23 protein-coding genes are annotated in these 26308 nt (G+C 66.6%); 11 read left to right on the top strand and 12 right to left on the bottom strand.

Annotation, left to right across the window (positions count from 1 at the left end; genetic code table 11):
* The 4 genes from B141_RS0129490 to B141_RS0129505 all read right to left on the bottom strand — a co-directional run.
* Positions 1 to 269 (bottom strand): alpha/beta fold hydrolase (locus B141_RS0129490; RefSeq protein WP_020578794.1); only part of this gene is annotated, 269 nt, incomplete at its 3' end.
* A 307-nt stretch (positions 270 to 576) separates the two neighbouring features.
* Entirely contained in the window at positions 577 to 1890 is a 1314-nt protein-coding gene (locus B141_RS0129495; RefSeq protein ID WP_084678603.1) for a methyltransferase, read from the bottom strand.
* A 175-nt stretch (positions 1891 to 2065) separates the two neighbouring features.
* The gene (locus B141_RS0129500) at positions 2066 to 2842 is read right to left on the bottom strand and encodes a phosphotransferase enzyme family protein (protein ID WP_026257670.1); all 777 of its coding nucleotides are present in this window, start codon (positions 2840 to 2842) and stop codon (positions 2066 to 2068) included.
* A gap of 104 nt (positions 2843 to 2946) precedes the next feature.
* The gene (locus B141_RS0129505) at positions 2947 to 3834 is read right to left on the bottom strand and encodes a histidinol-phosphatase HisJ family protein (protein WP_084678604.1); all 888 of its coding nucleotides are present in this window, start codon (positions 3832 to 3834) and stop codon (positions 2947 to 2949) included.
* Between the two features lie 570 nt (positions 3835 to 4404).
* Between B141_RS0129505 and B141_RS0129515 the strand changes: the two genes are divergently transcribed.
* From B141_RS0129515 to B141_RS43460, 5 genes are all read left to right on the top strand, one after another.
* Entirely contained in the window at positions 4405 to 5040 is a 636-nt protein-coding gene (locus tag B141_RS0129515; protein ID WP_020578799.1) for a maleylpyruvate isomerase family mycothiol-dependent enzyme, read from the top strand.
* A gap of 55 nt (positions 5041 to 5095) precedes the next feature.
* Complete coding sequence (locus B141_RS0129520; protein ID WP_020578800.1) at positions 5096 to 5698, top strand: DUF2975 domain-containing protein; 603 nt, start codon at positions 5096 to 5098, stop codon at positions 5696 to 5698.
* On the top strand, positions 5698 to 5937 hold the full coding sequence (locus B141_RS0129525; RefSeq protein WP_020578801.1) for a helix-turn-helix domain-containing protein: 240 nt from the start codon (positions 5698 to 5700) through the stop codon (positions 5935 to 5937). Before B141_RS0129520 ends, B141_RS0129525 begins: the two co-directional genes overlap by 1 nt.
* A 441-nt stretch (positions 5938 to 6378) precedes the next feature.
* Positions 6379 to 7893: an ATP-binding cassette domain-containing protein gene (locus B141_RS0129530; RefSeq protein WP_157181390.1), complete on the top strand. Its 1515-nt coding sequence runs from the start codon at positions 6379 to 6381 to the stop codon at positions 7891 to 7893.
* A complete protein-coding gene (locus tag B141_RS43460) occupies positions 7890 to 9707 on the top strand; it encodes an ABC transporter ATP-binding protein (RefSeq protein WP_020578803.1) in 1818 nt (605 codons plus the stop codon). Before B141_RS0129530 ends, B141_RS43460 begins: the two co-directional genes overlap by 4 nt.
* 219 nt (positions 9708 to 9926) lie before the next feature.
* Here B141_RS43460 and B141_RS43465 read toward each other — a convergent pair whose 3' ends face one another.
* Entirely contained in the window at positions 9927 to 10340 is a 414-nt protein-coding gene (locus B141_RS43465) for a dihydrofolate reductase family protein (RefSeq protein ID WP_020578804.1), read from the bottom strand.
* A gap of 65 nt (positions 10341 to 10405) precedes the next feature.
* Here B141_RS43465 and B141_RS0129545 point away from each other — a divergent pair, with 65 nt between their 5' ends.
* Positions 10406 to 11179, top strand: a complete 774-nt coding sequence (locus tag B141_RS0129545; protein WP_020578805.1) for a TIM barrel protein — start codon at positions 10406 to 10408, stop codon at positions 11177 to 11179.
* 346 nt (positions 11180 to 11525) lie between these two features.
* Here B141_RS0129545 and B141_RS0129550 read toward each other — a convergent pair whose 3' ends face one another.
* Both B141_RS0129550 and B141_RS43470 read right to left on the bottom strand, forming a co-directional pair.
* Entirely contained in the window at positions 11526 to 12203 is a 678-nt protein-coding gene (locus tag B141_RS0129550) for a response regulator (RefSeq protein ID WP_026257671.1), read from the bottom strand.
* On the bottom strand, positions 12200 to 13435 hold the full coding sequence (locus B141_RS43470; RefSeq protein WP_020578807.1) for an ATP-binding protein: 1236 nt from the start codon (positions 13433 to 13435) through the stop codon (positions 12200 to 12202). The genes B141_RS0129550 and B141_RS43470 overlap by 4 nt, the downstream gene beginning before the upstream one ends.
* Before the next feature lie 50 nt (positions 13436 to 13485).
* On the opposite strand from B141_RS43470, the gene B141_RS0129560 reads away from it, so the two are divergent.
* Entirely contained in the window at positions 13486 to 14358 is an 873-nt protein-coding gene (locus tag B141_RS0129560) for a TolB family protein (protein WP_020578808.1), read from the top strand.
* On the top strand, positions 14355 to 15320 hold the full coding sequence (locus B141_RS0129565) for an aldo/keto reductase (protein WP_020578809.1): 966 nt from the start codon (positions 14355 to 14357) through the stop codon (positions 15318 to 15320). Before B141_RS0129560 ends, B141_RS0129565 begins: the two co-directional genes overlap by 4 nt.
* Positions 15321 to 15331: 11 nt before the next feature.
* Here the strand turns inward: B141_RS0129565 and B141_RS0129570 are convergent, their stop codons facing one another.
* On the bottom strand, positions 15332 to 20920 hold the full coding sequence (locus tag B141_RS0129570; RefSeq protein ID WP_020578810.1) for an ATP-binding protein: 5589 nt from the start codon (positions 20918 to 20920) through the stop codon (positions 15332 to 15334).
* A gap of 215 nt (positions 20921 to 21135) precedes the next feature.
* Here B141_RS0129570 and B141_RS0129575 point away from each other — a divergent pair, with 215 nt between their 5' ends.
* On the top strand, positions 21136 to 21927 hold the full coding sequence (locus tag B141_RS0129575; RefSeq protein WP_020578811.1) for a class I SAM-dependent methyltransferase: 792 nt from the start codon (positions 21136 to 21138) through the stop codon (positions 21925 to 21927).
* A 56-nt stretch (positions 21928 to 21983) separates the two neighbouring features.
* Positions 21984 to 22835, top strand: coding sequence for a phosphotransferase family protein (locus B141_RS43475; RefSeq protein ID WP_237742846.1), 852 nt, complete (start codon positions 21984 to 21986; stop codon positions 22833 to 22835).
* A 460-nt stretch (positions 22836 to 23295) separates the two neighbouring features.
* Here B141_RS43475 and B141_RS52395 read toward each other — a convergent pair whose 3' ends face one another.
* From B141_RS52395 to B141_RS0129600, 4 genes are all read right to left on the bottom strand, one after another.
* Complete coding sequence (locus tag B141_RS52395; protein WP_020578813.1) at positions 23296 to 23421, bottom strand: hypothetical protein; 126 nt, start codon at positions 23419 to 23421, stop codon at positions 23296 to 23298.
* A 93-nt stretch (positions 23422 to 23514) separates the two neighbouring features.
* Positions 23515 to 24471, bottom strand: a complete 957-nt coding sequence (gene pip / locus B141_RS0129590) for a prolyl aminopeptidase (protein WP_020578814.1) — start codon at positions 24469 to 24471, stop codon at positions 23515 to 23517.
* A 59-nt stretch (positions 24472 to 24530) separates the two neighbouring features.
* On the bottom strand, positions 24531 to 24938 hold the full coding sequence (locus B141_RS0129595) for a hypothetical protein (protein ID WP_040422718.1): 408 nt from the start codon (positions 24936 to 24938) through the stop codon (positions 24531 to 24533).
* A gap of 40 nt (positions 24939 to 24978) precedes the next feature.
* Positions 24979 to 25512 (bottom strand): DoxX family protein, encoded by a 534-nt coding sequence (locus B141_RS0129600; RefSeq protein ID WP_020578816.1) that lies wholly within the window; start codon positions 25510 to 25512, stop codon positions 24979 to 24981.
* A 78-nt stretch (positions 25513 to 25590) separates the two neighbouring features.
* Between B141_RS0129600 and B141_RS0129605 the strand changes: the two genes are divergently transcribed.
* Positions 25591 to 26265 (top strand): MerR family transcriptional regulator, encoded by a 675-nt coding sequence (locus B141_RS0129605; RefSeq protein ID WP_020578817.1) that lies wholly within the window; start codon positions 25591 to 25593, stop codon positions 26263 to 26265.
* Positions 26266 to 26308: the final 43 nt, after the last annotated feature.

Consider the following 26308-nt stretch of genomic DNA (forward strand, 5'->3'; position numbering starts at 1 on the left):
GGGATCATGGGCGCGACCAGGACGAGAAGTTCCACCGCCACCCGGTCGCAGACAAGCGGGGCGGTGAAGCCGCCGAAAGATTGCGCGACAACGATCAGATTGGTCCGATCGCCGATCGCCTCAGCCACGGTGTCGGCGTACTCGGTCAGGCCGGCCGAGTCGTCATCGCATGGAAGATCCGGCGAGATGGCCTCATGGCCTCGCGCATGTAGTTCGGCCTCCACCAAATGCCAGTACCATCCGACATCGCCAGCGCCGTGGATCAACACGAATGTAGCCACCCTGCCCCCTTCTGCTGTTCAGATCCCGATCCAGACCGCCACCTGCCCGTCTGGCTTTGGATAAATCGACGGGCGGGCCGCAGTTCCTTTTTCGTGGGTTAGGTTAGGCGACGGTGCTGACATTCTCGGCGGTGTCGCCGGGCTGTTGAGATCGGTCATGACCTTCACCTCGAGACCTGATCGCACCCAAATCCGTTCGGCTGCGGGACACCCAGCAACTCGCACGATCATCATCGTCCACGCGTTAATCCTTGCGATTCCTCACCGGGCGAGCAACGTGAGCGGCTGGCGACGGTTAGCGTTGCGCCAGCACCATCAGGTTGCGTGGGGTGAGGGAGCGGTCGCATAAGCTGCCGACCTGTACTTCGAAACCGGCCTCCTCGAGTCCGACGGCGAGGTCCATGACGAGCCACAGTTCCAATGCGCGGCGAAAGGCGTGGCGGACGAGCTCGAGGCGACGGATCTCGGCGCGGCGCTGCTCGCCGACGGCCAGCCAATGCGTCCAGTCGACTGCGGCCGGCAGGTCTACGCCTTCGCGGTGGGCCAGTACGTGGCAAAAATCGGCGAAGTCGCCCGACAGCCAGCGTGCAGGCATTGGGCGGAAGGTTCGGGCCGCTTCGCCTTCGAGCTGGTTGCGCAAGGCGATGAAGCCCAACTTCCAGGCTTGGTCGCGGGCAAGGCGCCGGCGGTCGTGGCGCGAGGCGGTCACGGTTTCGGTAACGGCCAGCCGGATGGCGTCGGCGTCAAGAGACAGCGAAGAGTCGCGGGCGAGCGGATGGTAGGCGTCAGCGATCCCAAGGTGGTAGCAGCACGGGGCGATGCGGTAGCCGTGGGCGCCGGCTTGTGCGGCGCGGCGTACAAGGCAGCGGTGTAGTTCGCCGCAGGCGTGCAGCGCGACCACCGTGCGGCCCTTCACCTGGGCGTGGGCCGCGTCGTCAATGGCGTCGGCGCAGAGCACTGTCTGCTCGATGCCGGCGCGCTCGGCGAGCTGCGTGGCGTCGGCGCACAGCCTCGGGTCGATCTCCAGCGATCGCACGGGCACCTGGTCGGCGAATGCGAGCCGTCGTCCCAAGTGACCTTTGCCGGCGCACCACTCCAGTAGGGGCGCATGTGCGGCCGGTGAGTGTGCGGCGAAAGCCTCGATCTGGGCGCGCTTGCGGCCGCGGATGCGCCGGTCGAGGCGAGGGGGCATGGCAGGCAGGTCACGCTTGGGCAGGGGCGGGAGGTTCGCCAGCCGTCCCAGTGTGTCGGCGACCGGCAACCTGGGAGTGAGCCAGTCGCGGCAGTCGTCGGGGTCGTGGGCCAGCTTTTCAAGCGTGCGGTCGTCGAGGCCGAGCACCGCCTCTGCCAGCTCAGGTTGGTCCGCGCACCAGTCCGGTCGGCGAACGTGGAAGGGCGACGGCCGCCAAAGTGTCTGATGAGCATCGAGCGCCGCTTGCAGCTCCAGTAGACGCTGGCGGTTCGGTCCGCGCTGCAGGCGAACGTGCACGGCGTCTGCCAATGCCGACCGATGGCAAACTCCCCGCGTTACGGAGAGATCGGAAGGTTCAGACTGCCTGGCGGTAACACTGTCCTGGCCATCCGCCGGCAGAGAAAATGAGCGCAGCATGCCACACACCCTTCGATCGGGTAGTGGGCAGCTGCGAGCAACTGCCGCCATCCCACGCGAGTACGGCGCGAGATGGCTCTGTAGGAACGAGTCGAGCGTGTCACAACGGGCCCGACCCCGGCAACCGGCTTGCCAGCCTGAACGGCCGGCCCAGCGTGAACAGGGTGATCCGCGATCACACCAGTAGGGCTGTGCGGTTGTCGAGAATGAACTGCGCCGCTGCCCGGTAGCCCTCGGCGTGGTTCTCCTGGCGGTGCACCTCGAAGTCGGGATTGCCGGCACGGACCTCCTGCTCGATGTGGGCGGCGATCGAAACCAAACGCAATACCACATGATCGAGAATCTCGGGCGGGGTAACTCCAAGCCCATAGGCGTCAGCGAACAGTTTCAGACGTGCGGCGCGCTCTGGCTCGTCGTTCCAACCGAACGGCGCCAGCGAGGCAGGAGGGTGTAGGGGCACGAACTGGTGTGCCGCATAGGACAGGTCCCACACGCGGTTGGACGGACGGATGGAGTCCCAGTCGATGATGCCGACCACTTGGCTGCCGTCGAAGACGATGTTCCACGGCGCGAGGTCATGGTGTCCAATGCAGTTGATACGTGCGGGGACAGCGGCTTCTTGGTCATGCCATGCATTCGGTCTCACCGGCACGAAGCCTTGGGTTGCGTCATGCATGGCGCGGATCGCACGAGCCACCTCCACCAACGCCTCGTCCGAGCGCTGAGCATCCGGCAGCGGGGGATAGCCGGTCTTCCCCTCGATGAAGCTGAGGACCTCCCGACGCCCGTCGGCCGTGATGCCAAGGACCCGTGGTGCCAGGGTGAAGCCGATCCGCTCGAAATGGCGCAATAGAGCGTGTACGTTGGCGCTCGCCGGGCTCAGACGGCGCTCGACTGTGTCTCCCTGACGCATAGGTTTGGAGAATCGGCCGCCGTCCATCAGCTCAGGCATGCGGCGACTCTAGCCGCTTACCTGGATTCCGACGCCTGCTGGCTCACCCCGGTCACGCACTGCCCTTCCCGCGCTACCCGTTCCTAGCGGTCGGGGGGCGACGGTCAGTTGCCTGGTGATCGGTCGTGGATCGTGACAGCGAGCAGAGGTTGGCCGGCGCGCCGCTTGTTTGTGAGTGCCCAGGGGTTCTCAGGCTTTGTGTCGGGGCGGAAGCCGTGAGCTTCAGCCATTGCGGCTGCCTCAGCGAAGCCCGCGCCAAGCGCCTCCGGGAGGTGGGCGTCGCTACCGAAAGTCACCCGTTGTCCGCCCTCCTCACGCCACCAGGCAAGGATCGTGGCGTCGAGCGGGCGCCGGGTGTTGATCTCCAACGCTCGTTCGCCGGCAGCCAGCGCTCTAAGGGCGTGCCGCAGTTCGTCTTCGAACACGTTTGGATCGAACGGGCCAAGGGCTTCGGGCCAGAAGCGTACGGGGTAGTCGATATGGCCGAGGACATCGAACACGTCGGACTCGGCCACCATCCGAGGAATCTCCGCTAGGTACTGACGGAACGCAGCGTCTGCCGGATAGTGGGGGAACAGCTCCCACGGTTCGGCGTACTCGTCGCCGTCGGGAATGCAGTGAAGTGAACCAATCATCCGGTCGAAGGTGCCCTGGGCCAAGAGGTCAGCGATCTCGCCCGCATGGCGGTGTGGCTGACCCACCTCCATGCCGGTGAGGATCCGCAGGTCCGGATACTTCGCGCGGCACTTCTCGACCGACTCCAGGTAGCCCTCAACATCGAGTTCGGAAGCTGTGAGGATCCCGTCTGTGACCAGATGACCGAACTTCTCGGCCAGATCGCCGGCCCGGAACGGAGTGAAATCCACATGCTCGGTAAAGGCGACCGCCGGAAGACCCAAGGCGACCGCCCGGGCACAGGTGGCGTCCATCGCGCCCAGATCGGTGTCCCATGACCACTCGCTGTGTACGTGACTATCTGCCGGAAGATCCATCCGGTCAGTCTGCCAGCCCGGAAGTACGCAGCCTGCTAGCGTCCGCCGAACGCCCAGCAGTGAGATCAACGCCGCAGCTGCTGGCACCTGGACGATCGGCGATCTTACGGTCAACAGGATCGGATTCGGAACCAAATGCCTCGCCGGGGTTCCGCATTCGATATCGACACCGCGAGCGACCGTTACCAGACGACTGCGTTGCTTCGGCGCGTCGTCGAACTCGGCGTCATTCACATCGACACGGCCACCTTCTAGCTCACCTACGCTGCTCCAAAGCTGGGGCAAATCCACCAACCAGGCTCGCCAACGTCTGCGTGGAGCATCTTGCAGAGGCCAGCACGATCGCTCCCGTCGTGGCGGTACAGAACCGATACGGCGTCGACTTCGAGCGCCCCTGCAGCCAGGTAAGGCGAGTGAGCCTGGAATGTACTCAGGAGGTGGCGTCCGTCGTTCCGTACGCGGCGAGGAAGACGCGCACGCCTTCGTCGGCGTGGCCATGCAGGTTCCTCTCGCGCCTCGGCACCTGGGTACCGTACCGTCCACCTCTATCCAAGGAAGGAGGGCGCGACCATGAACGAAATCTGGTCCGTGGTTCACATCGAACGCGAGGCGTTGATCCAGGATCTGGAGACCTTGCCGCCACAGCGGTGGGCAACGCCATCACTGTGCCCCGGTTGGGACGTCCACGATGTCCTGGCCCACCTCGTTGATGACGCGAAGACCACGCGCCTGGGTTTTCTCCGCCACCTTATCGCCGCGCGCTTCGACTTCGACCGCCTCAATGCCGCCGGGGTCACACGGGAGCGCGCTGACGATCCGCACCGCACTCTGGCCGAGTTCGGGGCGGTGAGCACCCGCACGACCAGTGCTCCGGCGGCGCTGGCCACTCGATTGGTCGAGGCGTTCGTACACGGGGAGGACATCCGACGCCCGCTCGACATCAGACGCGATTACCCGACTGTCCACATCGCAACCGCATTGCGTTACCAACTGAACACCGGCGTGGGGCTCGGCGGTGGTAAGGAACGAGCGCAGGGGCTGCGCCTTGTGGCGACGGATGCGGACATCAGCGCCGGCACGGGCCCAGAGGTACGCGGGCCTGCCCTCGAATTGCTGCTGGCAGTATCCGGGCGCCCTGTCAGCGCCAACGTACTGACAGGTCCAGGAGTCACGACACTGACCCGCGAAGGTGGCCACCGGGCTTGACAACGGCTCCGTCCTTATCGATTATCGAGACATCGACTTTCGATAAGGAGGGGTCATGAAGTTGTGGGAGAGCATCCGCCGGCCGGACTGGTTGAAGGAGCTACAGGCCGTGCTCATTCTCGGCCTGCTCGTGGTCGGCGCGCTGGGGGTGTTCGGTACCGGCGCCACGGCGGCGGTTGGCGACTCCTTGTCCCTGCAGTTACCCGCCTCGGCGGTCTCCGGCACCGTCGAATACGGACTGCGCGCGGGAGTCGCGATCGCCTCGGAGCAGGACGTGACTGTCACAGTGGCTGATCCGAGCCTCCAGCAGCGGGTCGTCTGGGCGCTGACCACGCTGCCGACCCAGGTGGTGGTCGCGGCACTCTTGGCGCTGCTCCTCCGCATCGTGCGGCACGCCCGCCACGGTGACCCGTTCACCCCGGCGACCGTGCGCCGACTGCGGGTCCTCGCGATGCTCGCGCTCGCTGGCGGTTACCTCGGATTCCTGATTGAGCTGATCGCCGCGATAAACCTGTCGACCACGGTGACCACCGACGGCGCGGTCGGGTTCTCGCAGCTGCCCCTGCACTGGTTCCTGATCGGATCTGGACTGTTGGCAGTCGCCGAGGTGGTCAAGCGCGGCTACGCGATGCGCGCCGAGCTGGAGACGGTGGTCTGATGCCGCCGGCGGAGGAACATCAGGTCGAGCTGCACCTCGACAAGCTGCTCGCGGAGCGGGGGATGACACTCACCGAGCTCGCCGACCGGATCGGCCTGACGCTGGCCAATCTCTCCGTGCTCAAGAACGGTCGGGCCCGTGCCATCCGGTTCAGCACCCTGAGCGCCCTGTGCCAGGAGCTTCAGTGTCAGCCCGGTGACCTGATGACCGTACGTCTCACCCGGCAGGCCCACCACTGAACTGGCCCTCCTGCGGCTCGACCGCGCCAACAGGACCGTCCTCATAGCCGGGACGAGTACGGCCCAAAAAAGCGATGGCGATGATTCGTGGAGATGGCTATGGTCCGTCGAGCGTGGATGTCTCTCGAGTGAGAAAGGGCGTCGATGCCTGGCTCCGTGCTCGCGACAACTGTCCGGTACCTGCCAACCGTCAGCAAGCCATTGACGCTTCTTCTCCTAGTCTTTTCGATCGCGCATCCAGCGCTGAGTGTCGCCTTCATTCTTTCCGTTGGTGAAGTCATCGATCGATTGCCGAGTGCGGTGTCCGGACGCACGGAGATCTGGATCCCGCTAGCGGTCGTGGCGATCGTTTACGTACTGCAGCAATGCGTCGGCCATGCGTCGAGGATCGTGGACTGGCATCTTGGTCAGCGACTGAACAACCTTCTCGATGATCGGACGATGGCTGCGGTGCTGAAGCCCGCCGGGCTGGACCACCTGGAAGACGACCGCAACCGGGATCTCGCCGCGGAGGTTGCCGACGGTCTGGGTGCTGGCCGTTGGCGACCCGCTGAGGCGCCAGGGGCATGGAGACGGTTCGTCAGCGGGATTGTCGGCGTCGTCTTCTCGGTCATCGTGGTGGGAATGTTCCAGTGGTTGATAGGGGTGGCGCTGGCCGTCGCGATGCTGGGCGCGCTCGCATTCAGTGTGAGGCACCTCGCGAGGATGATGCTGGAAAGGATCGACGAGGAGGGGGAGGCGGAGTTCCGGAGGCTTGATTACGAACGGGACATCGTCATGTCACCGGCCTGGGGAAAGGAACTACGCGTCCTCGGCTTCGGAGAATGGATCATCAATCGGTGGTATCGCCGTCTCACCTACGTCCTGGCGCTCGACATCAGAAAGATGGGCCGGTTGGGACCAGGCGTGATCGGGGCAACCGTCTCTCTCGTGGCCGTGATCTCTGTGGCATTCGTCTGGGCGTCGGTGCAGATCTCGTCCGGCGCACTCAGCATTGGCGCGGCCGCCGTGCTGGCGCAGGCCGTGCTGCGCCCACTTGCCGACGTGGAGTCCATAGGCCAAGCCCACTTCGATCTGACTGAGGCAAGCCGCCCGCTCAAGGCCCTGACGCTGCTGGAGAGCCGGATCGAGGAGAGATACGTAGCTCCGATCCTCACTACACCCAGGGCGGCCACGCAGGTAGCGAAGGACGCGCCTTCTACGAGTGTCGCCTTCCGAGGGGTCCACTTTCGCTATCCGAACTCCGACAGAGCTCTACTAAGTGGCGTTGACCTCGACATACCCGTCGGGACCTCACTGGCGATCGTCGGACTGAATGGTGCCGGAAAGACGACCCTGATCAAACTGCTGTGTCGGTTCTGTGAACCTTCACAAGGCGCGGTGCTGGCCGACGGGATCGATATCGCGACAATGGACGCAAGTGAATGGCAGGGACGAATAGGGGCGATCTTCCAGGATTACGCGCAGTTCCCCATGAGCGCCATCGACAACATACGGGTGGGGAATCTGGCCGCGAGCCGTGAGCGGGCACTGGCGGCGGCGGGTCGCGCCGGGATTGACCGAGCGATAGCGGAGCTTCCGCACGGTTGGGAGACCATGCTGGCGCGGGAATTCAGCAACGGTGCCCAACTGTCGGGAGGGCAGTGGCAGCGCGTCGCCCTGAGCCGGGCCCTGCTCGCCGCGGAGTCCGGCGCTCGCATTCTCGTGCTGGACGAACCCGCGGCCAACCTCGACGTCAGAGCCGAAGCCGAACTCAACAAGGGATTCCTCACCATGACGAAGGGCCTGACCACCGTGCTCGTGTCACACCGGTTCTCGACGGTTCGGCAGGTGGACAGGATCTGCGTCCTCGAAGACGGACACATCACCGAGACCGGTTGTCACGAGGAGTTGATGGAGCTGGACGGAAGATACGCGGAGATGTTCCGCCTCCAGGCTATGAGGTACGCCCTATGAGCGAAGCTGCCGCACCAAAGTCACCCTGGCTTCCTGACTCGGTTCGTGCCCTGAAGCTCATCCTGGTCCTCGCGTTCCGAGCGGATCTCGTGGGGACGATTCTTCTGTGCCTGTCGCTGCCGCTCAGCTACGTCTCGCCCGCTTTCGGTGCGCTGGCCGTGAAAGCGCTGATCGAGTCCGACATCGACAGCGCGTCGTCGGTCGCCTGGGCGGCGACGCTTGCGGGGCTGGCCGCCGCGGCAGCGTTCGGCTCCATGCAGTTGAGTGTCTACCTGATCCACGTTGTCGGGAAGAAGATCGACCTCGTTGTCCAGCGACAGCTCACCGAGATGCTCGCCGGACTTCCTGGCATCGAGCACTTCGAGCGGCCGGACGTCTTCAACCAGATCCAGGTCCTGCGTAAAGAGTCGGGCATCATCGGTGTCGGTATCACCGCGACGCTGAGCTTGTTCGGCACGGTGTTCCAAGCGGTCATCGCGTGCGTTCTGCTAGCCGCTCAGACTCCACTGCTGCTGCTCCTGCTGCTGTTCGCCCTTCCGTCGTTCGTCATCGGAGGAATCTCCAATCGTTGGATCCGCGTGGCCCAAGAGGAGACGGCAGAGTCCGATCGCCTGCTGCATCGCTTCGTCGCAATGGCCGGCGAGATGCCGGTCGCGCGTGAGGCTCGCCTCTTCAGACTCGGCACTGAGCTGCGGGACAGGCGGCGGCGCCTCGCAAACCACGTGGACCAGACCCAAGGCAGAGCCCTCACGCGCTCGACTCTGCTGAGCGCCGGCGGAGACCTCGTCTTCGCAGTGGGCTACCTTGGCGCCGTCGCGTTGGTTGTCGCCCGTACCCTGGCCGGCGAACTGACAGTCGGCGATGTGATCGTCACGCTGGTGCTTGCCGGTCAGACCCAGGGGTTCGTTTCCGGCCTCGTGAACGGGGTCCGTGACGTCGCCAGCGTATGCATCGTGGGAGCGAAGATGGAGTGGCTGTCTCGCTACCGACGTACGCAGGCACGCGACGCAGACACTCCGACCGCCGAACCCCCGCGCCGCCTCACTGAGGGTATCCGGCTGGACAAGGTGTCCTTCACGTATCCCGGCACCTCGAAGGAGGTCCTCAGCGATGTCTCGTTGGTGTTCGAACCAGGCACCGTGGTCGGGCTCGTTGGGGAGAACGGCGCCGGAAAGACTTCGCTTGTCAAGCTCCTGCTCGGCCTTTATCAACCGACGTCCGGACGGGTGCAGGTCGACGGCCAGGACCTGTCGGGGATCGACCCGGAGGCGTGGAGAAGGCGTACGAGCGGGGCGTTTCAGGACTTCTGCCGGCCGGAGTTTCGCGCGCGTGAGTGCATAGGCATGGGCGACGTGGAACGCATGGACGACGAGGACGCCGTCCTGACCGCAGTGAGGCGGGGTACTGCGGAGCATGTCATAGCTGGCCTGGCCCACGGCCTGGACGCTCAGCTCGGATCCTCCTGGAAGGCAGGCGTCGACCTCTCCGGCGGGGAATGGCAGCGGCTCTCGCTGGCGCGTGGCCAGATGCGCAGGACACCACTCCTGCTCGTCATGGACGAACCCACCGCATCGCTCGACACCGAGGCGGAGCACCAGATCTTCCTCACCTTCGCGAGCGCAGCCAAAGACGTCGCGGAGGTCGGCGGCATCACCTTGTTGATAACGCACAGGTTCTCCAGTGTGCAGATGGCCGACCAGATCGTCGTACTCGATGAAGGCCGCGTTCGGGAGGTCGGCACGCATCACGAGCTCGTTCGGAGGAACGGGTTGTACGCCGAATTGTTCGACCTCCAAGCGGAGGCCTACCGCTAAGCCAGCGGCTGCCGCACTCCTGGCCAGCACCGATCGTGCTGCGGCGAATTTGATCGAAAGACTTGCTCAACTCGCGTCATGATCGCGTCCTTGGCGTGTCCTAGCTGAGGGCGGCGAGTTCGCCTGCCCGGGTGTCCGGCCCGAATTCCCTGCGGGCCGGACACCGCCGCGACACAGCTGTCCCCGATCAGTTATCGGCAGGACGGTAGATGGCGATGATCACACCTGGGCCCGTGCGCTGCCAAACACCACCAGGTTCCCCTCGAGCTCCTTCTTGAGCGTGGCCACCTCGTCGGAAGCTTCACCCTTCAACAGCGTGGAGTTCTGCCAGGGCAGCGGCTCGCTCAGCGTCCTCGATGCCACGTACTTCTGCACGCGGTTGAGTGCCTCGGTGAACGGATTCCTCTCCTGCTTGGGCCAGTAGTCGGCGAATCGCTCGTACGTCGTACGGCCAGCCAGCAGGGACCACCCGCCTGACATGCGCGCGCTCATCACCTCCTGCATGGCCGGATCTGCTCCACGGCTCGCCCAACCGCCGTGCCGGAAGCCATCGCGAGGATCCTCATCCGGGTGCCCCGGCGCCTGCATGACACCATCGAGCGTCACGTGCTCGATCACCACAACCTTGCCCATGCGATCTCGTTCGTCGTCGTCCGCAGGGACTCGACAAGGAAAACGACAAGGAGGTACAGACCCCCATGTACGAACTCTCCCCATGCATCGAGCTCCTCTTCACCGAATATGACCGGCCGTTCCTCGACCGCATCCGCGCGGCCGCCGCAGCCGGTGTGCCCGCCGTGGAGTTCTGGTTCTGGCAAGACCAGGACATTGCCGAGGTCCAGGCAGTCCTCAAGGACACGGGCATGTCCATAACCTCACTGGTAGCTGAGCCCTGGGGCGCCGCTATCAACCCCGACCGACGACCGGAATTCCTCCAAGGAGTCACCCAGGCCTGCGCCCTGGCCAGCAGGCTCGCGGCACCTGCTGTCGTTGTCGTGGCCGGTGACGAGCTGCCGGAAGTCCCACGCGCGACCCAGCACGCGACAGTTGTCGAGGCGCTCACCGCCGCCGCACCCATTGCGGCCGACTACGGCGTGACGCTCGTCCTGGAACCCCTCAACACCTTCGACCACCGCGGCCACTACCTTCGCGACACGAGCGAAGGACTCGACATCATCCGTGAGGTCGACCAACGCAGCGTCCGGCTTCTCTACGACCTCTACCACTCCGTCATGATGGGTGAAGACCCACAGCAGGTCCTCTCCGGGAACGGCGACCTCATCGCGCACGTCCAGATCGCCGACGTACCCGGACGCGGCGAACCTGGTACAGGGAACATCGACTGGTCACTCCAACTCAACACCCTGCACGATGTCGGCTACCGAGGACGTCTTGGGCTGGAGTACTACCCGCAAACCGACTCCGCGGCCTCCTTGGCCTACTTGCAGCGGCTCTTGAGCAGGTCGGTCTGAATGTAGGAGTTGATGCGCGAGGCGGCTCGGCCGTCAAAGAAGACGGTTTACCGACCGTGTCTTGATGGGCACTCGTGCGTCATGCGTGCTATCTGCCCTATGTGCGGCGGGACCGGACAGCTCAGTGTCGAACATTGCGCGGCTTCGTTGCGGGACCGACGCGTTGTCAGCGTCCTTATCCCTCGACGATGCGCGACGTGCAGGGGCTGTGGATGGCCGCCGCACCCGCGATCGGCCAAGCCGACGCGCCCACCAGCGAGCGTCCTGGACACCTCACGGGACGTGAAACAACCCGCCCCGATCCCATGGAGGTGGGGCGGATTCATACGGTGGATCGAGAGCAGATTTAGACGGCGGCGCCGGGCGCGACCAGGCCGGACTCGTACGCGAACACCACCAGCTGGGCCCGGTCCCGGGCGGCAACCTTTGCCATCGCTCGCGAGACGTGGGTCTTGGCCGTCAGCGGGCTGACGACGAGCCGCGAGGCGATGTCGTCGTTGGACAGTCCGGACGCGACCAGACGGACGACCTCGCGTTCCCGCGCGGTCAGAGCAGTCAGCTCTGGTGGCTCCCGGCGCGGGCGGGCATCCGCCGACGAAGCACGGATGCACCGGGCGATCACGGTCCTGGTGATACTTGGCGAGAGCAGCGCGTCGCCGCGCGCCACGATGCGTACGGCCTGAAGCAGCTCATCAGGCTCGATGTCCTTCACCAGGAAGCCGCTGGCACCCGACCGCAGCGCCGCGAAGACGTTCTCCTCCTCCGCGAAGGTGGTGAGGACGACGACCCGCACGGCGTTCAGCCCCGGGTCGGTGGTGATCCGGCGGGTCGCTGTCACCCCGTCAACCTCCGGCATCTGAATGTCCATCAGGACCACATCAGGCCGGAGTTCGCGAGTCAGGGCGATCGCCTGCCCGCCGTTGTCGGCTTCGCCGACCACCTCGATGTCGGTCGCACTCTCCAGAAGTGCCCGGAAGCCGGCTCGGACCAAAGCCTGGTCATCGGCCAACAGCAGACGGATCACATCGCCTCCCGGGGCAGGCGCGCCCACACACTGAAGCCTCGTCCGGACTTCGGTCCGGCTTCGAACTGGCCACCGAGTGCCTCGGCCCGCTCCCGCATCCCGGCCAGACCGTGCCCGCCGCTCGGGCGCTTCCCGTCAGTGCGTACACCATCGGTGCCCACGCCCGAACCGCCATCGGCGGTGCCTACGCCGTCGTCGCTCACCTCGACCGTGACCCATTCCGGCTCCCAGGTCAGGCTCACCTGCGCCCGTGCCGACGGCCCGGCGTGGCGCAACACGTTGGTCAGCGACTCCTGGAGGATCCGGTACACCGCGTGGTCAGTCGGCTCGGCCAGTCGCGGGTCGTCGAGGTCGCTGTCGAAGGTGATGTCCAGGCCAGCCGCTCTTACCGCGGCCAGCAGATCTGGCAGCCGGTGAAGGCCGCCGTCGTGGGCTGCCATCGTGGCCGGCTCACCGTCAGCTCGTATGACAGCCAGGGTCGAACGCATCTCGGCCAACGCCTCCTTGCCGGTACGCCGGATCGCGGTCAGCGCTTCACGGGCGTGGTCGGGCTCACGGTCGATCAGGTGCAGCGCGGTGCCTGACTGTACGGTGATGGTGGCGATGGCGTGGGCCACTGTGTCGTGGAGTTCTCGGGCGATGCGCAGGCGTTCCTCAGCGACCCGCTGGCGGGCGAGCAGCTCCTGCTCCTCTTCTGCCAGGCGCAGACGCTGGCGCACCTCTGCGGCGTACGCTCGTCGACTGCACGCGAGCGCGCCCAGCAGCATCGCCACGGCCGCCAACGCGAACTCCGGCAGGAAGATGGCGAATGCATCGAGCGGGGGTTCGCCACGACGTACCGTCACGAAGTAGCCGGCCGACAGGAAGGCGACGGGGACCGGCAACGCCCGCCACAGGAACCCTGCCCGCGCTGCGTCGTACAACGGGATGGCAAGCACCACCGAGGGCGGGAAGCCCGGATAACCCAGCGTGTAGAACACCAACAGGGCCACCGCGACCAGGTAGAGCGTGGCCACCGGCAACCGCCGCCTCAGCAGCAACGGCGCGGCCATCGCCACACCGAGTACGTACGCCAACCAGTCACGATCGGCGGAATCGGCTTCACGCCCGGTCACGATCGCGATCTCGGCGGCGGCGAGCACCACACCTACCACCGCGGTATCGACCAACCATCGCCGAGCCGCGGTGCGCGTCCGACTCCCGACCTGATCTCGGTCGGGCACCCGCATCATTGCCACCGGCCAACGGTACGCTCCGCGTGGCCCAACGGAGGTACGACGTCATGAATTACCGAACTCTCCAAGCGGGGCAGACCGCGCAGGTCTGGTTCGGCGGCCCCGGCATGTCTGAGCCAGAGCTGTTGTTCGAGACGAGCCAGATCCTGATCGAGGCGCCCAACTGGTCGCTGGACGGAGCGTCGCTGTTCGTCAACGGCAACGGCCGCCTCTGGCGGATCGACCTCGACGCCCCCCACACGGGACTCATCCCGATCGAGTTGCGCGATCTTCCCGAGATCAACAACGATCATGTGCTCGACCCCGACGGGCGGAACGTCTACTTGTCGGCGATGGACGGCCACATCTACCGAGGATCACTCACTGGTGGCGAGGTGGTCCGGGTGACCTCCGAGGAAGGCATCTGGCACTTCCTGCACGGGGTGTCGCCCGACGGGACCCGGCTGGCCTACGTCAGGCTCCGCGACTTCGGCGAACCGGGGCGCCTCGCGCTGATGGAGCCGCACGGGCCGTCGGTGGTCGTCGACACCGGTGACGGTCACCTGGACGGTCCGGAATGGTCGCCGGACGGTACCTGGATCTACGTCAACTCCGGGAGCTTCACCCAGGCCCCGGGTCATGCCCAGCTCGCCCGCGTTCCAGACGGTGGCGGAGCCCTCGAGCGGCTCGTCACCAGCGAGACCGTCGACTGGTTCCCGCACCTGTCGCCGGACGGACAGTTCGCCTCCTACATCGTCTTTCCCGCCGGAACGCTGGGACATCCCCCGGACCTCGACGTCGAGGTGCGCGTCGTCGCGACCACCGACTGGTCGACTGCTGTCCAGTCCTACCCCGTGTTCGGCGGTCAAGGCACGATCAACGTCAACAGCTGGTCCCCGGACAGCGCGAGGTTCGCCTTCGTCGCGTACCCGCTGACATGACCGATCACGACCTCAACCGTCAGGACTGGCTCCGGCCACTCGGCTCGACCGGGCTCACCGTCTCCGCGGTGGCCATCGGAGGCGGACCGATCGGCAGCATGCCGCAGATGTTTGGCTACGACGTTCCCGCCCAGCAGGCGATCGATCTCGTAGCGGACATCCTCCGCGGCCCGATCCGCGTTATCGACACCTCCAACGGCTACTCAGACGGAGAGAGCGAGCGACGAATCGGAGCGGGAATCAGGCGAGTAGGAGGGCTCACCGGCGGGCACTGGATCGCCACCAAGGTCGACGGGCGAGACGGCAACTACTCCGGCGCACGGATTCGTCGATCCGTCGAGGAGAGCATGGAGCGCCTCGGACTCACGCACCTCCCGCTCGTCTACCTGCACGATCCCGAGTACGCGCTCGACCATGGACTCGACAGCCCGGGCGGCGCCGTCGATGCGTTGGTGTCCCTACGCGACCAAGGGGTCATCGGACACATCGGCGTCGCCGGCGGCGACATCGCCGTCATGAACCGCTTCCTTGACCTCGAGGTCTTCGAGGTGTTGCTGACCCACAACCGCTATTCCCTGGTCGACCGAAGCGCCGCCACGCTCATCGCGCGCGCTGCGGCCGCGGGCTTGGGCGTCGTGAACGCGGCGTACCTGGGTGGCGGCCTGCTCGCGAATCCACGCGGACCAAAGAGCTATGGCTACCGCCCCGCCAAACCGGCAACCATCGAAGCGGCGCTGGCCCTGGAGTGCTTGTGCAAGGAGTGGGGAACGGACCTGGCGACCGCCGCGTTGCAGTTCTCCCTTCGAGACCCGCGCATCCACATGTCGACCGTCGGGATCAGCAAACCCGAGCGACTCGCCGCTTTGTGGAGATCCATCCAGGTGGAACTGCCGAGCGAATTCTGGGCCGCCGCCGAAGACCTGCTACCTGATCCGGAAAACTGGCTGGAACCGCCCGCTTGACCGGCAGGGATTCAGCCGAGTGCCGCGAGGCCACGCTCGATCGCCGCGATCAGCCGGGGTCGCAGCTCGTTCGCGCTGATCACCGCGTCGACCGAGCCAACCTCGACGGCCCGCTGGATGCTGTGCACCCGGTCGAACCCGGCCGCGACCTCGCCGAGCTTCTCGGCCCGGACGGCGGTCCGCACCTCCGCCAGCTCCGTCGCCATCGCCGCGCGTTCCGCTCCGGCTGCCTTGGCCACCCGCGCGGCCAGGGTCGACACGCGGGGGTCGGCCGACGTGCGGGCGTCGACCTCGCCGGCGAACACGACCGCCGCCGCGGGCGCGCCACCGATCACAGAGGCGTACGAGCCCTCCACCGCCAGGACGGTCAGGCTCGGATTCAGTGCCTTGGAGAACACCACGAACGCCCCACCGTGGTAGCGCGACACCACACAGAACACGATCGGTCCGACGAAGTTGACGATCGCCCGGCCGATCTCCGCGCCGTACTCCAGCTGGAGGTTCCGCATCGAGTCCGGTGACCCGTCAAAGCCGGACAGGTTCGCCAACACGACTAGAGGCCGGTTCCCACTGGCCGCGTTGATCGCTCGCGCCACCTTCTTCGACGAGCGCGGGAACAGTGTCCCCGACGTGTAGGTGTCGGGCCCATCGGTGGGTGGGAAGCCCCGTCGGGGTACGGACTTGGATTCGATCCCGAGCAGGCAGACCGGGTACCCACCGAGTCTCGCGTCCTGGACCACGGCGGTGTCAGCGTCAGCCATCCCAGCCCAGCGCTCCAGCACCATGGAGTCCTGGTCGGTGACCGCCTGCATCACCGTACGGATGTCGAAGGCCTTCTTGCGGTCCGGGTTGGTCACCGCGGAGAAGATGTCGCCGACCGTACGGAAGTCGCTGCCCGGCGCGTCGTGCGGGTACGTCGTGACGTCCCGGTCCACCGGATCGGTCGTCTCGGCCCGCCGCGGCCCCGACTCGCCCGGAACGACGTATGTGTATTCGTAGTGGGCCATCAGCACGTCGCGGGCACCCTGCAGGTCCGGCGCCCAGTACTGCGCCTGTCCGTTCGGACCCATCACCCTGTCGTAGCCGCCGATGCCGAAGTTGTCCTCCGCGGAGACACCGCCGGAGAAGTCCAACGACTGTTTGCCGGTGAGCACCATCGCGCTGTCCGGCGTCATCACCAAAATGCCCTTGGTGTGCATCAACATCGTCGCCTCGGCGTTCCAGTACGGCTGCGCGCCGACGTTGATACCCGCGACCACGACGTTGATCTCGCCGCCGTTCTGGGTGAACTCGACGATCCGCTTGAGCGCCTTCGCGATCCAGTCCATGTTCTCGGTGCCGGAGTCCATCGAGATCCGGGCGCCGGCGGACAGCGCGTACCACTCGACCGGAACCCGCATCCGCTCGGCCAGGTCAAGAGCCGCGATCACCCGCGCGCACTCGGCCTCCGCCACGGCGCCGAGCGCCTTCGTCGGGTCGCCGCTGAGCACCACGCGGGTGACGCCCTCGGGATAGCGCAGCGTTGGCGTACTGACCACCCCGGCGATCAGCCCCGCCTTGTTGAGCCCACGTGGCCGGTCGGCTGGCACCAGCGTTCCGGAGTCGTCCAGGTCGTATTCGACGACCGAGCCGCCCGGGCCGGCGACCATGTCGGTCAGCTCGTACGGGTAGACCGTGTTGCGGCGACGCGAGCGCAGGACCTTCTGGGCGTAGTCGTCGAGCGGTTTGAGTCCCTCGGTCGTCGGCGCCTCGACAGAGGTGACGACACCGGATCCCCGCTGGTAGGAGAAGCGCGCGACCACCGGCGCCACAGTGCCGTCCGGCGTCCTGACCCGGCCCTGCGCCAACACCTCCTCGATGCCCGCACCGACGGTGAGCGGTGCGATGTTGCGCTGCAGAGCGGTCAGCTCATCGACCTGGACGTCGACGACGGGCCAGATGTGCACCCAGACGTGGTTCATGTCCAGGCGCGCGCCGGCCGTACCGCGGGTACTGCGGGCCCGGCGAATGCCCTCCAGGCAGTTCGCGATCGCCCGCTCGACGTGCGGCAGGGATGTCACCTGCCCGTCGTCGTCGCGTACGACGGCGAACTGGCGGACCTGGGCGAGTGCCACCAGTCGCTGGTCCGCGTCGTTGTCCCGCGCCACGCAGTGGTAGAGCAGCACGTCCTCGGGGGCCTCCAGCCGGGTGATCCGAAAGTCGCGAAGCCGCCACAGGTTCAGCCGCCGGCCCACCATCGGGTGGACGCCGCGGACGTTGTCGTCCTCGGCGACCGATCCGCCGGCCGGCCGGTAGGTGAAGTACTCCACCGCCTGGTCGCCGCCCCGTGCGATGGCCAGGGAGATCCGGCGTACGCGCCGAGCCCACGGTAGGGCCGCGACCAGAGCGCGGCACTCGTCCGACGCCTCCTGCTGTCCTTCCGGAGTGTCCGGTCCGAACAGGTACAGGTCGACCACTGCCCCGTGCCCGGCGGGTCTGGTATCGATCTGCGCGGTAAGAGCACGGACCAGACCGCTGTCGGAGTCGGCGAGCTCGGCGACCGTACCGACCGTACTGACCAGGTGGAGCGGACGGTCGTCCAAGGAGTAGTCGGCCGTCGCGAACGGTCTCCCGTCGACGGTGGACTGGCCCAGGTTGTGCAGCTCGTACTCGCGGTAGTGCCGGCGGATCAGCACCTCGAGCATCGGCTCCCGCTCTGAGCTCCTGGTCGCGTTCGGCTCCTCGCTCGTCCCTCGCTCGCTCGCCGAGCCGCTCTGACTCCAGCGGTGCTCCAGCCGCTGCGCCAGGAACCGAGCGATCTGTTCCGGGATGGCCGCGAGTGCCTCGATCCGCTGCCGGCGGTCCGGCGCATCCGGGTTCGCCGCGAGCGACGCGACCTCGTTGCCGACGCCGGCCACCACCTCGGCCCGCGCCTCGTCCACCAACGGCTGGTCGAACCAGCGGAAACGTACGCTGCGGGCCAGGTCGCCGACGACCGGGAAGCGCAGCTGGGTGGCGAGCACCAGCCGCTCGAGTACGTCTCGAACCCGACCGTCCAGCGGCGGGGCCGGTCTCGGCTCGGTGATCCAGCACTGCAGCATCGCGGTGACCAGCAGCACGTCAGGCGTCGATCGCTGCTGCGCGAGGAAGATCCGGAACACCGCCTCTTCCAACTCGGCACTGCGCTCCAGGTCGGTCACGCCGTAGTGGCCGAGCACGCGGGCGAGCCGGACGCGGAACTCCTCCGGCAGGCCGCCGCGGTCCGGGTCGAGGCTCTGCAGGTAGGTGTGGAAGTGCTCGCGCGGACTGTGGACGCGGTTCTCGGTGCTGACCTCCTCGCCAGCCGGACGGTTGCGGCTGAGCTCGGCGAAGTCGGCGAACACCTGCAGCAGCTCGATCTCCGCCGTCGCAGGGGCCTCTCCGGCAGCCGCCGACTCGGCCCGGGCAGCCAGGTAGCCGGCCAGCATCTCGCCCTCGTCGCGGGGGTCGATGTCGAAGCCGAGGAGCATGCTGCGCAGGTCGTCCAGACCGCGCTCGGCCCGCTCCGATGCGGACTTCTCCACGGTCTCGCTCGGCAGGTCCAGGTCAACTTCAGTGGCCGCCATGGCCAAGGCGGTGGTGCTCGCGTCACTCGCGGCACTCCCGTCGGCGACCGGCTCCAGCCGGACCAGGGGCGCGCTGGTCTCGACCTGGCTCCCGGTGGAGACCAGAAGCTCCCGCACGGTGGCCCGGAACGGCGCGTACAGCACCGTCTCCATCTTCATGCTCTCCAGCACCAGCACCGGTGCACCAGCCTCGACCTCGGCGCCCGGCCCTACCGGGGTCGCGACGACCAGGGCTGGTGCCGGCGAGCGCAGCACCCCGCCCTCATCTCTGCTGACCCGATGGGTGATGCCGTCCACCTCGACCAGATGCACCGGACCGTGCGTGGCGGTGACCAGCCGGAAGCTCCGGCCGCCGACGACCAGCCGACCGGAGTACGTGCCCAACCGCTCCAGCTCGCCGTAGACCACCTGCTCGTCGACGCCGCTGCCAACGCCGACGCGGAACCGGTTCGGACCAATCTGCGCCACGGTCACGCGGTACGCGACCCCACGCAGTTTGAGGTCGATCGCCCGGCCCACCTCGTGCTGCACCTGGGGCCGTCCGCCGTGCGCGGTCGCCAGCAGCCGAAGGCGCTCAACCTGCTCGGCCTCCTCGTACCCCTCGATCGCCGCCGCGACCAACCCGATACCGGAGTGCCGGTGGGAGACCAGCCGGCCCTCGAGGCGTACCCGGTCGATCCAGCCGGTGTCGGCGCTGCCGTCGATCACCTCGGGTTGGTCGAGCAGCGCGAGGATGAAGCTCTTGTTGGTGACGCCGCCCTCGATGATCACGGTGGTCGCGGCAACCGCCCGGCGCAGCCGCGCCAGCGCCTCCTCCCGAGTTCGGCCGTACGCGATGATCTTCGCGATCATCGAGTCGAACTCGGCCGGGATGGTGTCGCCCACGCTGACGCCGGTGTCCACCCGCACACCGGGACCCGCCGGCAGGTCGAGCAGTGCGATCCGGCCCGGCGACGGGGCGAAGTCGCGGTCGGGGTCCTCGGCACACAGCCGGGCCTCGACCGCGTGCCCACTCTCGGTCGGCCGCGCGCCTTCGAGCCGGCCACCGGCGGCGATGTTCAGCTGAGCCTTCACCAGGTCGACGTCGGTGGTCACCTCGGTGATCGGGTGTTCAACCTGGAGCCGGGTGTTGACCTCGAGAAAGGCGAAGAACGTGTCGCTCGGACGGTACAGGAACTCGACTGTCCCGGCGCCGCGGTAGCCGACCGCGAGCGCGAGCCGCTCGGCCGCGCTCTTGAGCTGGTCGACCTGCGCCACGGACAGCACGGGAGAGGCGGACTCCTCGATCACCTTCTGGTTCCTGCGCTGCACGGAGCAGTCCCGCACACCGAGCGCCCAGGCGGTGCCCTGGCCGTCGGCGATCACCTGTACCTCGACGTGGCGGGCTCCGGTCACCAGCTGCTCGAGGTACACCACGCCGCTGCCGAACGCACGCTCCGCCTCGTCGCGGGTGCGGTCGTACGCCTGCTTGAGGTCCTCGGGCGACATGATCACCCGGATGCCCCGACCGCCGCCGCCGGCGGCTGCCTTGAGCATCAGCGGGTAGCCGACCTTCTCGGCCTCCGCGAGTGCCGCGTCCAGCGTGTCGACCGGGCCGCCGCTCCACCGCGCGACCGGGACACCGACCTCCTCAGCAACGAGCTTGGAGGCGATCTTGTCGCCGAGCCTGCGCATCGCCTCAGGCGTCGGCCCGATGAACGTCACGCCGAGCCGCTCGCACAACTCGGCGAACGCGGGATCCTCGGCGACGAAGCCCCAACCGACCCACGCGGCGTCCGCCTCCGTCTCGCGAAGGGCGCGCTCGAGCACCGCGAGATCGACGTACGGTCGCGCCGAGGCCGGCCCCAGCGGGTAGGCGAGGTCGGCCTCCCGTACGAACGTCGCCGTCCGCTCGACGTCGGTGTAGAACGCCACCGTCTCGATCGGCTCGCCGCCCTCCGCGTTGAGCTCACGAACGGCGTTGATCAGCCGCATCGCGGCCTCGCCACGGTTCACCACCGCGATCCGCCTGAACACCGACCCGCCCCCAGACTTCGACTGCACTTCACTTCGACTGCACTTCGTGGCGCCGGATCACCGACCGGATCACCGCCGCCACGAGCACAGGGTTTCAGGCCTGAGGAGTTACCGTCGAGTCAACCTCCGGGCGGGGTGTCTTCCGCACCGGACAATGCCAGCCGCGGCTGGTGTGGCAAGGCCCAGGTCGAGCACGGTGGAGAGCGAGGAGATTCATGGACGATGATCCGAGACGCCATGGCCTGCGTACCGGATTCGACAGGGCGGCGGAGGACTACCAGCGCACCAGACCGGTCTGTCCGCCCGAGCTGTTCGACGACCTGATCGACCTGGCAGGACTCAAAGTGGGGGACCGGGTGATCGAGATCGGCTGTGGCACCGGGCAGGCGACCGTCCCGCTCGCCGAGCGCGGGATGGCTGTCACCGCTGTGGAGCTGGGTGCCGAGTTGGCGGCCACCGCCCGCCAACGCCTGGTCGGATTTCCTGCTGCCGAGGTCGTGACCAGCTCGTTTGAGGACTGGCAGCCGCAAGGTGCCCCGGTCGATGCGGTGGTGGCCGTCAACTCCCTGCACTGGATCGACCCGCAGCTTCGTTACTCAAAACCCTATGAGCTGCTGCGCTCCGGGGGCGCCATGGTCGTGGCCGGATGCCAGCGGGCACAGCCCGCCGACGCCGAGCCCTTCTGGGCGGATGTGCAGGAGGACTACGAGGCAGTGGACTACGAAGGTGGCCCGCCGCCACCTCCCGAACAGATCGGTTCGCGACACTTCCCATCCGCGGCCGGGAGCCTCTTCGAGGAGGTGGCGAGCCTGCGCTACCCCTTTCACCTCCGCTACAGCGCCGAGGGTTACCTCGCCAACCTGGCAACGCAGTCTGGCACTCACGCCCTTGGTGAGACCCGAAGCGCTGAGTTCCTCGCGCGCGTAGGGCGCCGACTGGAATCGCTCGGCTGGCCGCAACTGACCGCCACCTTCGTTGGACTTCTCACTGTCGGGCGGCGGAAGTGAGTGCCGCCGCGCGTCGTACGGCCGGTGCTGCGAGCCGATTTGCGCCCGAACCTGTGGTGGCCGAGATCAACGCCCGGGCGGGTTGTGGCCTGGAGTTCCTCGGTATGGCCGAGTGGGGCGACTCCGGCGGGGCGTATGTGCGATGGCCCGATGGCAGGCACGGTGTCGTCACGCGCAGCTTCGCGCCACTCGACCAACTCCACACGACTGCCGACATCCTCCACCTGGCAAGATCTCGAGGTCTGCCCGTACCCCGCCACGACCTGATCGTTGAACTTCGCGACGGCACCGCGGCCATCGTCCAGGAACGCCTTTCCGGTACGCCGCTACGCCGCGTTGACGCCGACACGATCGACACGATCGACGCGATGGTCGCCGTCAATGACCGCTTCGCCGGCCTGCTCGCCGACCGGTCCGACGTACCCATACCAGCGATGCACCTACGCGCGAGCGGGCCTGCGTTCTTCCGTCACGAGACACTCGAGGCCCACAGCGAGCGCAGCCGCCGGCTCCTTCACCTGATCCGCGAGACCGGCGCCGCAGAACCACACGAGATGTCAGGCGACGACCTCATCCACAACGACTACAGGCCCGAAAACGTCCTCTGCGACGACCGGGGTCAGATCACCGGCGTCGTCGACTGGCATGTCCTACGCGGTGACCGGCACTTCACCCTCGTTGGCCTGCTCTTCGCCCTCACTTGGTGCACCATCGACCCGCGCTGGTCTGGAGTTCAGCAGTCTGCGATCGACAGACTCGACGAGATCCTTGCCGCAACGCTAGAACCCCACCTGCTGCGGCTCTATTGGGCACATTGGATGCTGCGCCAACTGGACCTGACGATCAGCCACCACACACCCGAGTCCATCGAAATCCACCTCGACCTCGGGGAATCCCGTCTCAACTGATCTGCAAGTTATTCGCGGCCGTTCCAACCGGCTGCGAATCTGACTGATGGATGGTCAGGTCCTTCTGATAGCACCTGACCCACGGCGCGCATCGAGATAACTCCCGTACGGCGCTGCAGGAGCGTACCCGCAACGTTCGTACAGCGCGATCGCTTCCGGCTACGTGCCATATCGAGGCCTATTCAAAAGGCCCTCGCACCGATTCGCGCATAGTGGGCGCGTCTCGAACCAACCAAGATCATTTCGGGGAAGTGGCCCACGTCTCGCGCGAAAGGTGGGCCACTTCCCCGAAATGATCTTGAGTCAGCCCCAGGTAGTCCGGTCCGTGAGACATGAGGCTGCGCCTTCAAGAATCATGAAGGATTTTGGTCAAATAGCGACGAAAAGCCTTCATGATCATGGCCCGTCGCTTTAGCGGAGTTGATCAACGGTCCAGGTTCTGGTTGCTCGCCGAGGCCGATCAGGGGCCCGATCCGGGCATGCCGGTGTCGATCAGGGTCAGCCCGTCTGGATCCGCCCACAGGTAAGCGTGCCCGACCGGGAACCGGAGGAAGGAGAGCCGCGGCCGCAACTGGATGACGTCCATGCGCCAGACCGTAAGGGCCTTCGCCCCCGTCCGGATAGAGATCTACGCCGTCCGCCGAATCAGCTCAGGGCTTCGAAAGAGCCTGGCAGGCGTTCAGAGGCGGAAGTGGTCGGTGGCGTTGATCAGATGGTGGCGGGTCCCGGGCTCGGAGCCGCCGTGGCCCGCGTCCTCGACAATGTGGAACTCGGCCTCAGGCCAGGCTTGGTGAAGATCCCATGCCTGATTGGGTGGAGTCTTCATGTCGTAGCGGCCGTTGACGATCACAGCAGGAATGTGCCGAATACGTTCGATACCCGACAAAAGCGCATCGTGAGCGAGGAAACCGCCGTTGCTGATGTAGTGGTGGGTGATGCGAGCGAACGTGACAACGGTGGCGTCGTCGAGTTTCGGCGGCTCGACGGGGAGCAGAGTGTTGGCCGAGAGCTCCCAGTCCAACCAGGCACGGGCTGCCGGGAGGTGCACTGCTGGGTCCGGGTCGCCGATGCGGCGGCCGTAGGCGGCGATCAGGTCGTGCTGCTCGGCGGCGGGGATCGCGTCGCGGAAGGATGCCCATTCGGCAGGGAAAAGGTTGGCGATGCCGGCGGGGGTGAATGTCCACGCTTCGTCGGACGGGCGGACGAGGTAGATGCCACGCAGCACCAGTTCGGTGACGCGTCCCGGGTGGGCCTGGGCGTACGCAAGGGCAAGGGTGCTGCCCCAGCTTCCGCCGAAGACCAGCCAGCGGTCGATGGAGAGATGCTCGCGGAGCCGCTCTATATCTTCGATCAGGTGCGGGGTGGTGTTGTGCTCCAGTGAGACATGCGGGTCCGCGGCACTCGGTCGGCTTGCGCCGCAGTTGCGCTGGTCGAACAGCACGATCCGGTATGCGTCTGGATCGAAGAGCCGGCGGAAGTCTGGCAGGAGGCCGCCGCCGGGGCCGCCGTGCAGGAAGACCGCGGGCTTGCCGGCGGGATTCCCGCAGATCTCCCAGTAGATCTCGTTGCCGTCACCAACATCAAGCAGACCGGAGACATACGGCTCGATCGGCGGATAGAACTCCCTCAGCCTCATGCGATCAAGTAGTACACGATCACGATTCGATCGGAGCCGGGGCACCTGCCACCCACGCGTCAGGCGGTCAGCAGCCCGACGCCGAGGCTGATCACACCCGCGGCGAGGGAGAGCGCACCGATCCAGAGCACCACGATGAACCTGTTGGGTCCGGTGACGTTCCGGCCGGCGGAGGAGGCGAAGAACCCCGCCGACATCAGGATCGCGGCGACGGGCACCCCCAGCCGGGCGATCCACAGGAGTACGCCGGTGAGGCCGGTGGCGTCCACGTAGAGCAGGCCGACCAGGCTCAGGATCACGAGTACGCCGGCATGGCCGTGCCCGGCGCGCGCGAAGGCCTTCTGGAAGTCGGTCATCGGCACCTCGCCACGGGCGATCCGGGTCATGAACCAGCCGCCGACCTGGATGGTGACGATGGTGAGGAGAACCGCTCCGGCGATAATCCTGGATTCGGTACTCAGTGCCATGGTCGCCACGGCGTACTCCTTTCGATCAGCGTGACAAGGGTTATCGGGACACCGGAGTTGCTCCCGCGGCGCCGGGGTGCGGCAGGTGCAGTACGCGTCGAACCACCGTGCTGTCGGCCGATCGGGCCACCCAGACAGCGATCGCGATGTAGAGAACCTGTTCTGGAACGCGCAGCCACAACGATGTCGGCTCTCCTCCGTTGAACGACACGTGCGCGACGGCGGCGTAGATGTTCGCCGGAAGCAGGAGCACGTAGAGCGCGGCGAGGCTGATCCCGGCTGCCCAGCGGGTCGCGGCCACGACCAGGCCGACGGCACCCAACAACTCCAGCACTCCGGTCAGGTACACCATCGCGTCCGCGAACGGCACGACGGGCGGCACCATCCGGACCAGATCGGCGTGGTTGGGCATCGCGGTGACGCTCGCCGGTACGAAGTGTGCGCTCGCGGTGATGACGAGCATGACGGCCATCCCGTGCGCAGCGCTGGCCGGCCAGCTGGCGAACCGCCGTACGCCAAGCGCGCCCAGGAGCCGGAAACCCAGTGTGGTGATCACCAGTACGAGTTCGAGCATGACCTTCCACCTTGATGGATAGTTGAGGTATCCGTTTATGGATACTGATACTATCCATGACGACGGAGAGGAAGGCAAATGCGTATCGCGGAGCTGAGCCGGCGGTCAGGGATCGCGGTCCCGACGATCAAGTACTACCTGCGGGAGGGTCTGCTGCCGCCCGGCGAGCTGACCAGTCCCAACCAGGCCAGCTACGACGAGCATCACCTGCATCGACTCCGCCTGATCCGAGCCTTGACGGACCTCGCGCAGGTTCCCGTGGCCGGGGTCAGAGTCGTCCTGGAAGTGCTCGACTCCGACACGATGTCCCTTCACGCCCGGATCGGTACGGTGCATCGAGCGATCAGCCCGAGTCGGCGGCTGACCGCGAGTGACGATGCGCGCACCGCCGCCGCGGACCAGGTGCGGGAACTCATCGAACGCCGCGACTGGCAGGTCGAGCCGGACGCACCTGCCATCGGCACTCTGGTCGAGACCATCGCCGTCCTGCGGACGCTCGGCCAGGACCATCTGCTCGGCACCCTGGACTCCTATGCGGAGGCCGTTGAGCGGTTCACCGAACTGGAGGTCGCGGCGGTCACCTCGCGCACAGACCCTGATCAGATCGCCGAAAGCGTGGTGATCGGAACCATCCTCGGCGAGACACTCATCTCCGCACTACGCCTGCTGGCCCAGGAGAACAACTCGGCCCGACAGTTGGGCCAGAACACCCGATCGAAGCGGCGCAGTGAAGGAACGCGCCGACGCGCTTAGGCCGGGTCCGTAGGCACCGCGAGCTTCTTTCCGGGCGTGTTCG

Origin of the sequence: Actinopolymorpha alba DSM 45243 (genome assembly GCF_000373925.1) — a bacterium.
In the GTDB taxonomy this organism is placed as follows: Bacteria; Actinomycetota; Actinomycetes; order Propionibacteriales; family Actinopolymorphaceae; genus Actinopolymorpha; species Actinopolymorpha alba.

Excerpts from the sequence above, each read along its gene's own strand:
- B141_RS0129495 (WP_084678603.1), bottom strand. The coding sequence starts at position 1,890 with ATGCTGCGCTCATTTTCTCTGCCGGCGGATGGCCAGGACAGTGTTACC.
- B141_RS0129500 (WP_026257670.1), bottom strand. The coding sequence starts at position 2,842 with ATGCCTGAGCTGATGGACGGCGGCCGATTCTCCAAACCTATGCGTCAG.
- B141_RS0129505 (WP_084678604.1), bottom strand. The coding sequence starts at position 3,834 with ATGGATCTTCCGGCAGATAGTCACGTACACAGCGAGTGGTCATGGGAC.
- B141_RS0129515 (WP_020578799.1), top strand. The coding sequence starts at position 4,405 with ATGAACGAAATCTGGTCCGTGGTTCACATCGAACGCGAGGCGTTGATC.
- B141_RS0129520 (WP_020578800.1), top strand. The coding sequence starts at position 5,096 with ATGAAGTTGTGGGAGAGCATCCGCCGGCCGGACTGGTTGAAGGAGCTA.
- B141_RS0129525 (WP_020578801.1), top strand. The coding sequence starts at position 5,698 with ATGCCGCCGGCGGAGGAACATCAGGTCGAGCTGCACCTCGACAAGCTG.
- B141_RS0129530 (WP_157181390.1), top strand. The coding sequence starts at position 6,379 with ATGGCTGCGGTGCTGAAGCCCGCCGGGCTGGACCACCTGGAAGACGAC.
- B141_RS43460 (WP_020578803.1), top strand. The coding sequence starts at position 7,890 with ATGAGCGAAGCTGCCGCACCAAAGTCACCCTGGCTTCCTGACTCGGTT.
- B141_RS43465 (WP_020578804.1), bottom strand. The coding sequence starts at position 10,340 with ATGGGCAAGGTTGTGGTGATCGAGCACGTGACGCTCGATGGTGTCATG.
- B141_RS0129545 (WP_020578805.1), top strand. The coding sequence starts at position 10,406 with ATGTACGAACTCTCCCCATGCATCGAGCTCCTCTTCACCGAATATGAC.
- B141_RS43470 (WP_020578807.1), bottom strand. The coding sequence starts at position 13,435 with ATGATGCGGGTGCCCGACCGAGATCAGGTCGGGAGTCGGACGCGCACC.
- B141_RS0129560 (WP_020578808.1), top strand. The coding sequence starts at position 13,486 with ATGAATTACCGAACTCTCCAAGCGGGGCAGACCGCGCAGGTCTGGTTC.
- B141_RS0129565 (WP_020578809.1), top strand. The coding sequence starts at position 14,355 with ATGACCGATCACGACCTCAACCGTCAGGACTGGCTCCGGCCACTCGGC.
- B141_RS0129575 (WP_020578811.1), top strand. The coding sequence starts at position 21,136 with ATGGACGATGATCCGAGACGCCATGGCCTGCGTACCGGATTCGACAGG.
- B141_RS52395 (WP_020578813.1), bottom strand. The coding sequence starts at position 23,421 with ATGGACGTCATCCAGTTGCGGCCGCGGCTCTCCTTCCTCCGGTTCCCG.
- pip (WP_020578814.1), bottom strand. The coding sequence starts at position 24,471 with ATGAGGCTGAGGGAGTTCTATCCGCCGATCGAGCCGTATGTCTCCGGT.
- B141_RS0129595 (WP_040422718.1), bottom strand. The coding sequence starts at position 24,938 with ATGGCACTGAGTACCGAATCCAGGATTATCGCCGGAGCGGTTCTCCTC.
- B141_RS0129600 (WP_020578816.1), bottom strand. The coding sequence starts at position 25,512 with ATGCTCGAACTCGTACTGGTGATCACCACACTGGGTTTCCGGCTCCTG.
- B141_RS0129605 (WP_020578817.1), top strand. The coding sequence starts at position 25,591 with ATGCGTATCGCGGAGCTGAGCCGGCGGTCAGGGATCGCGGTCCCGACG.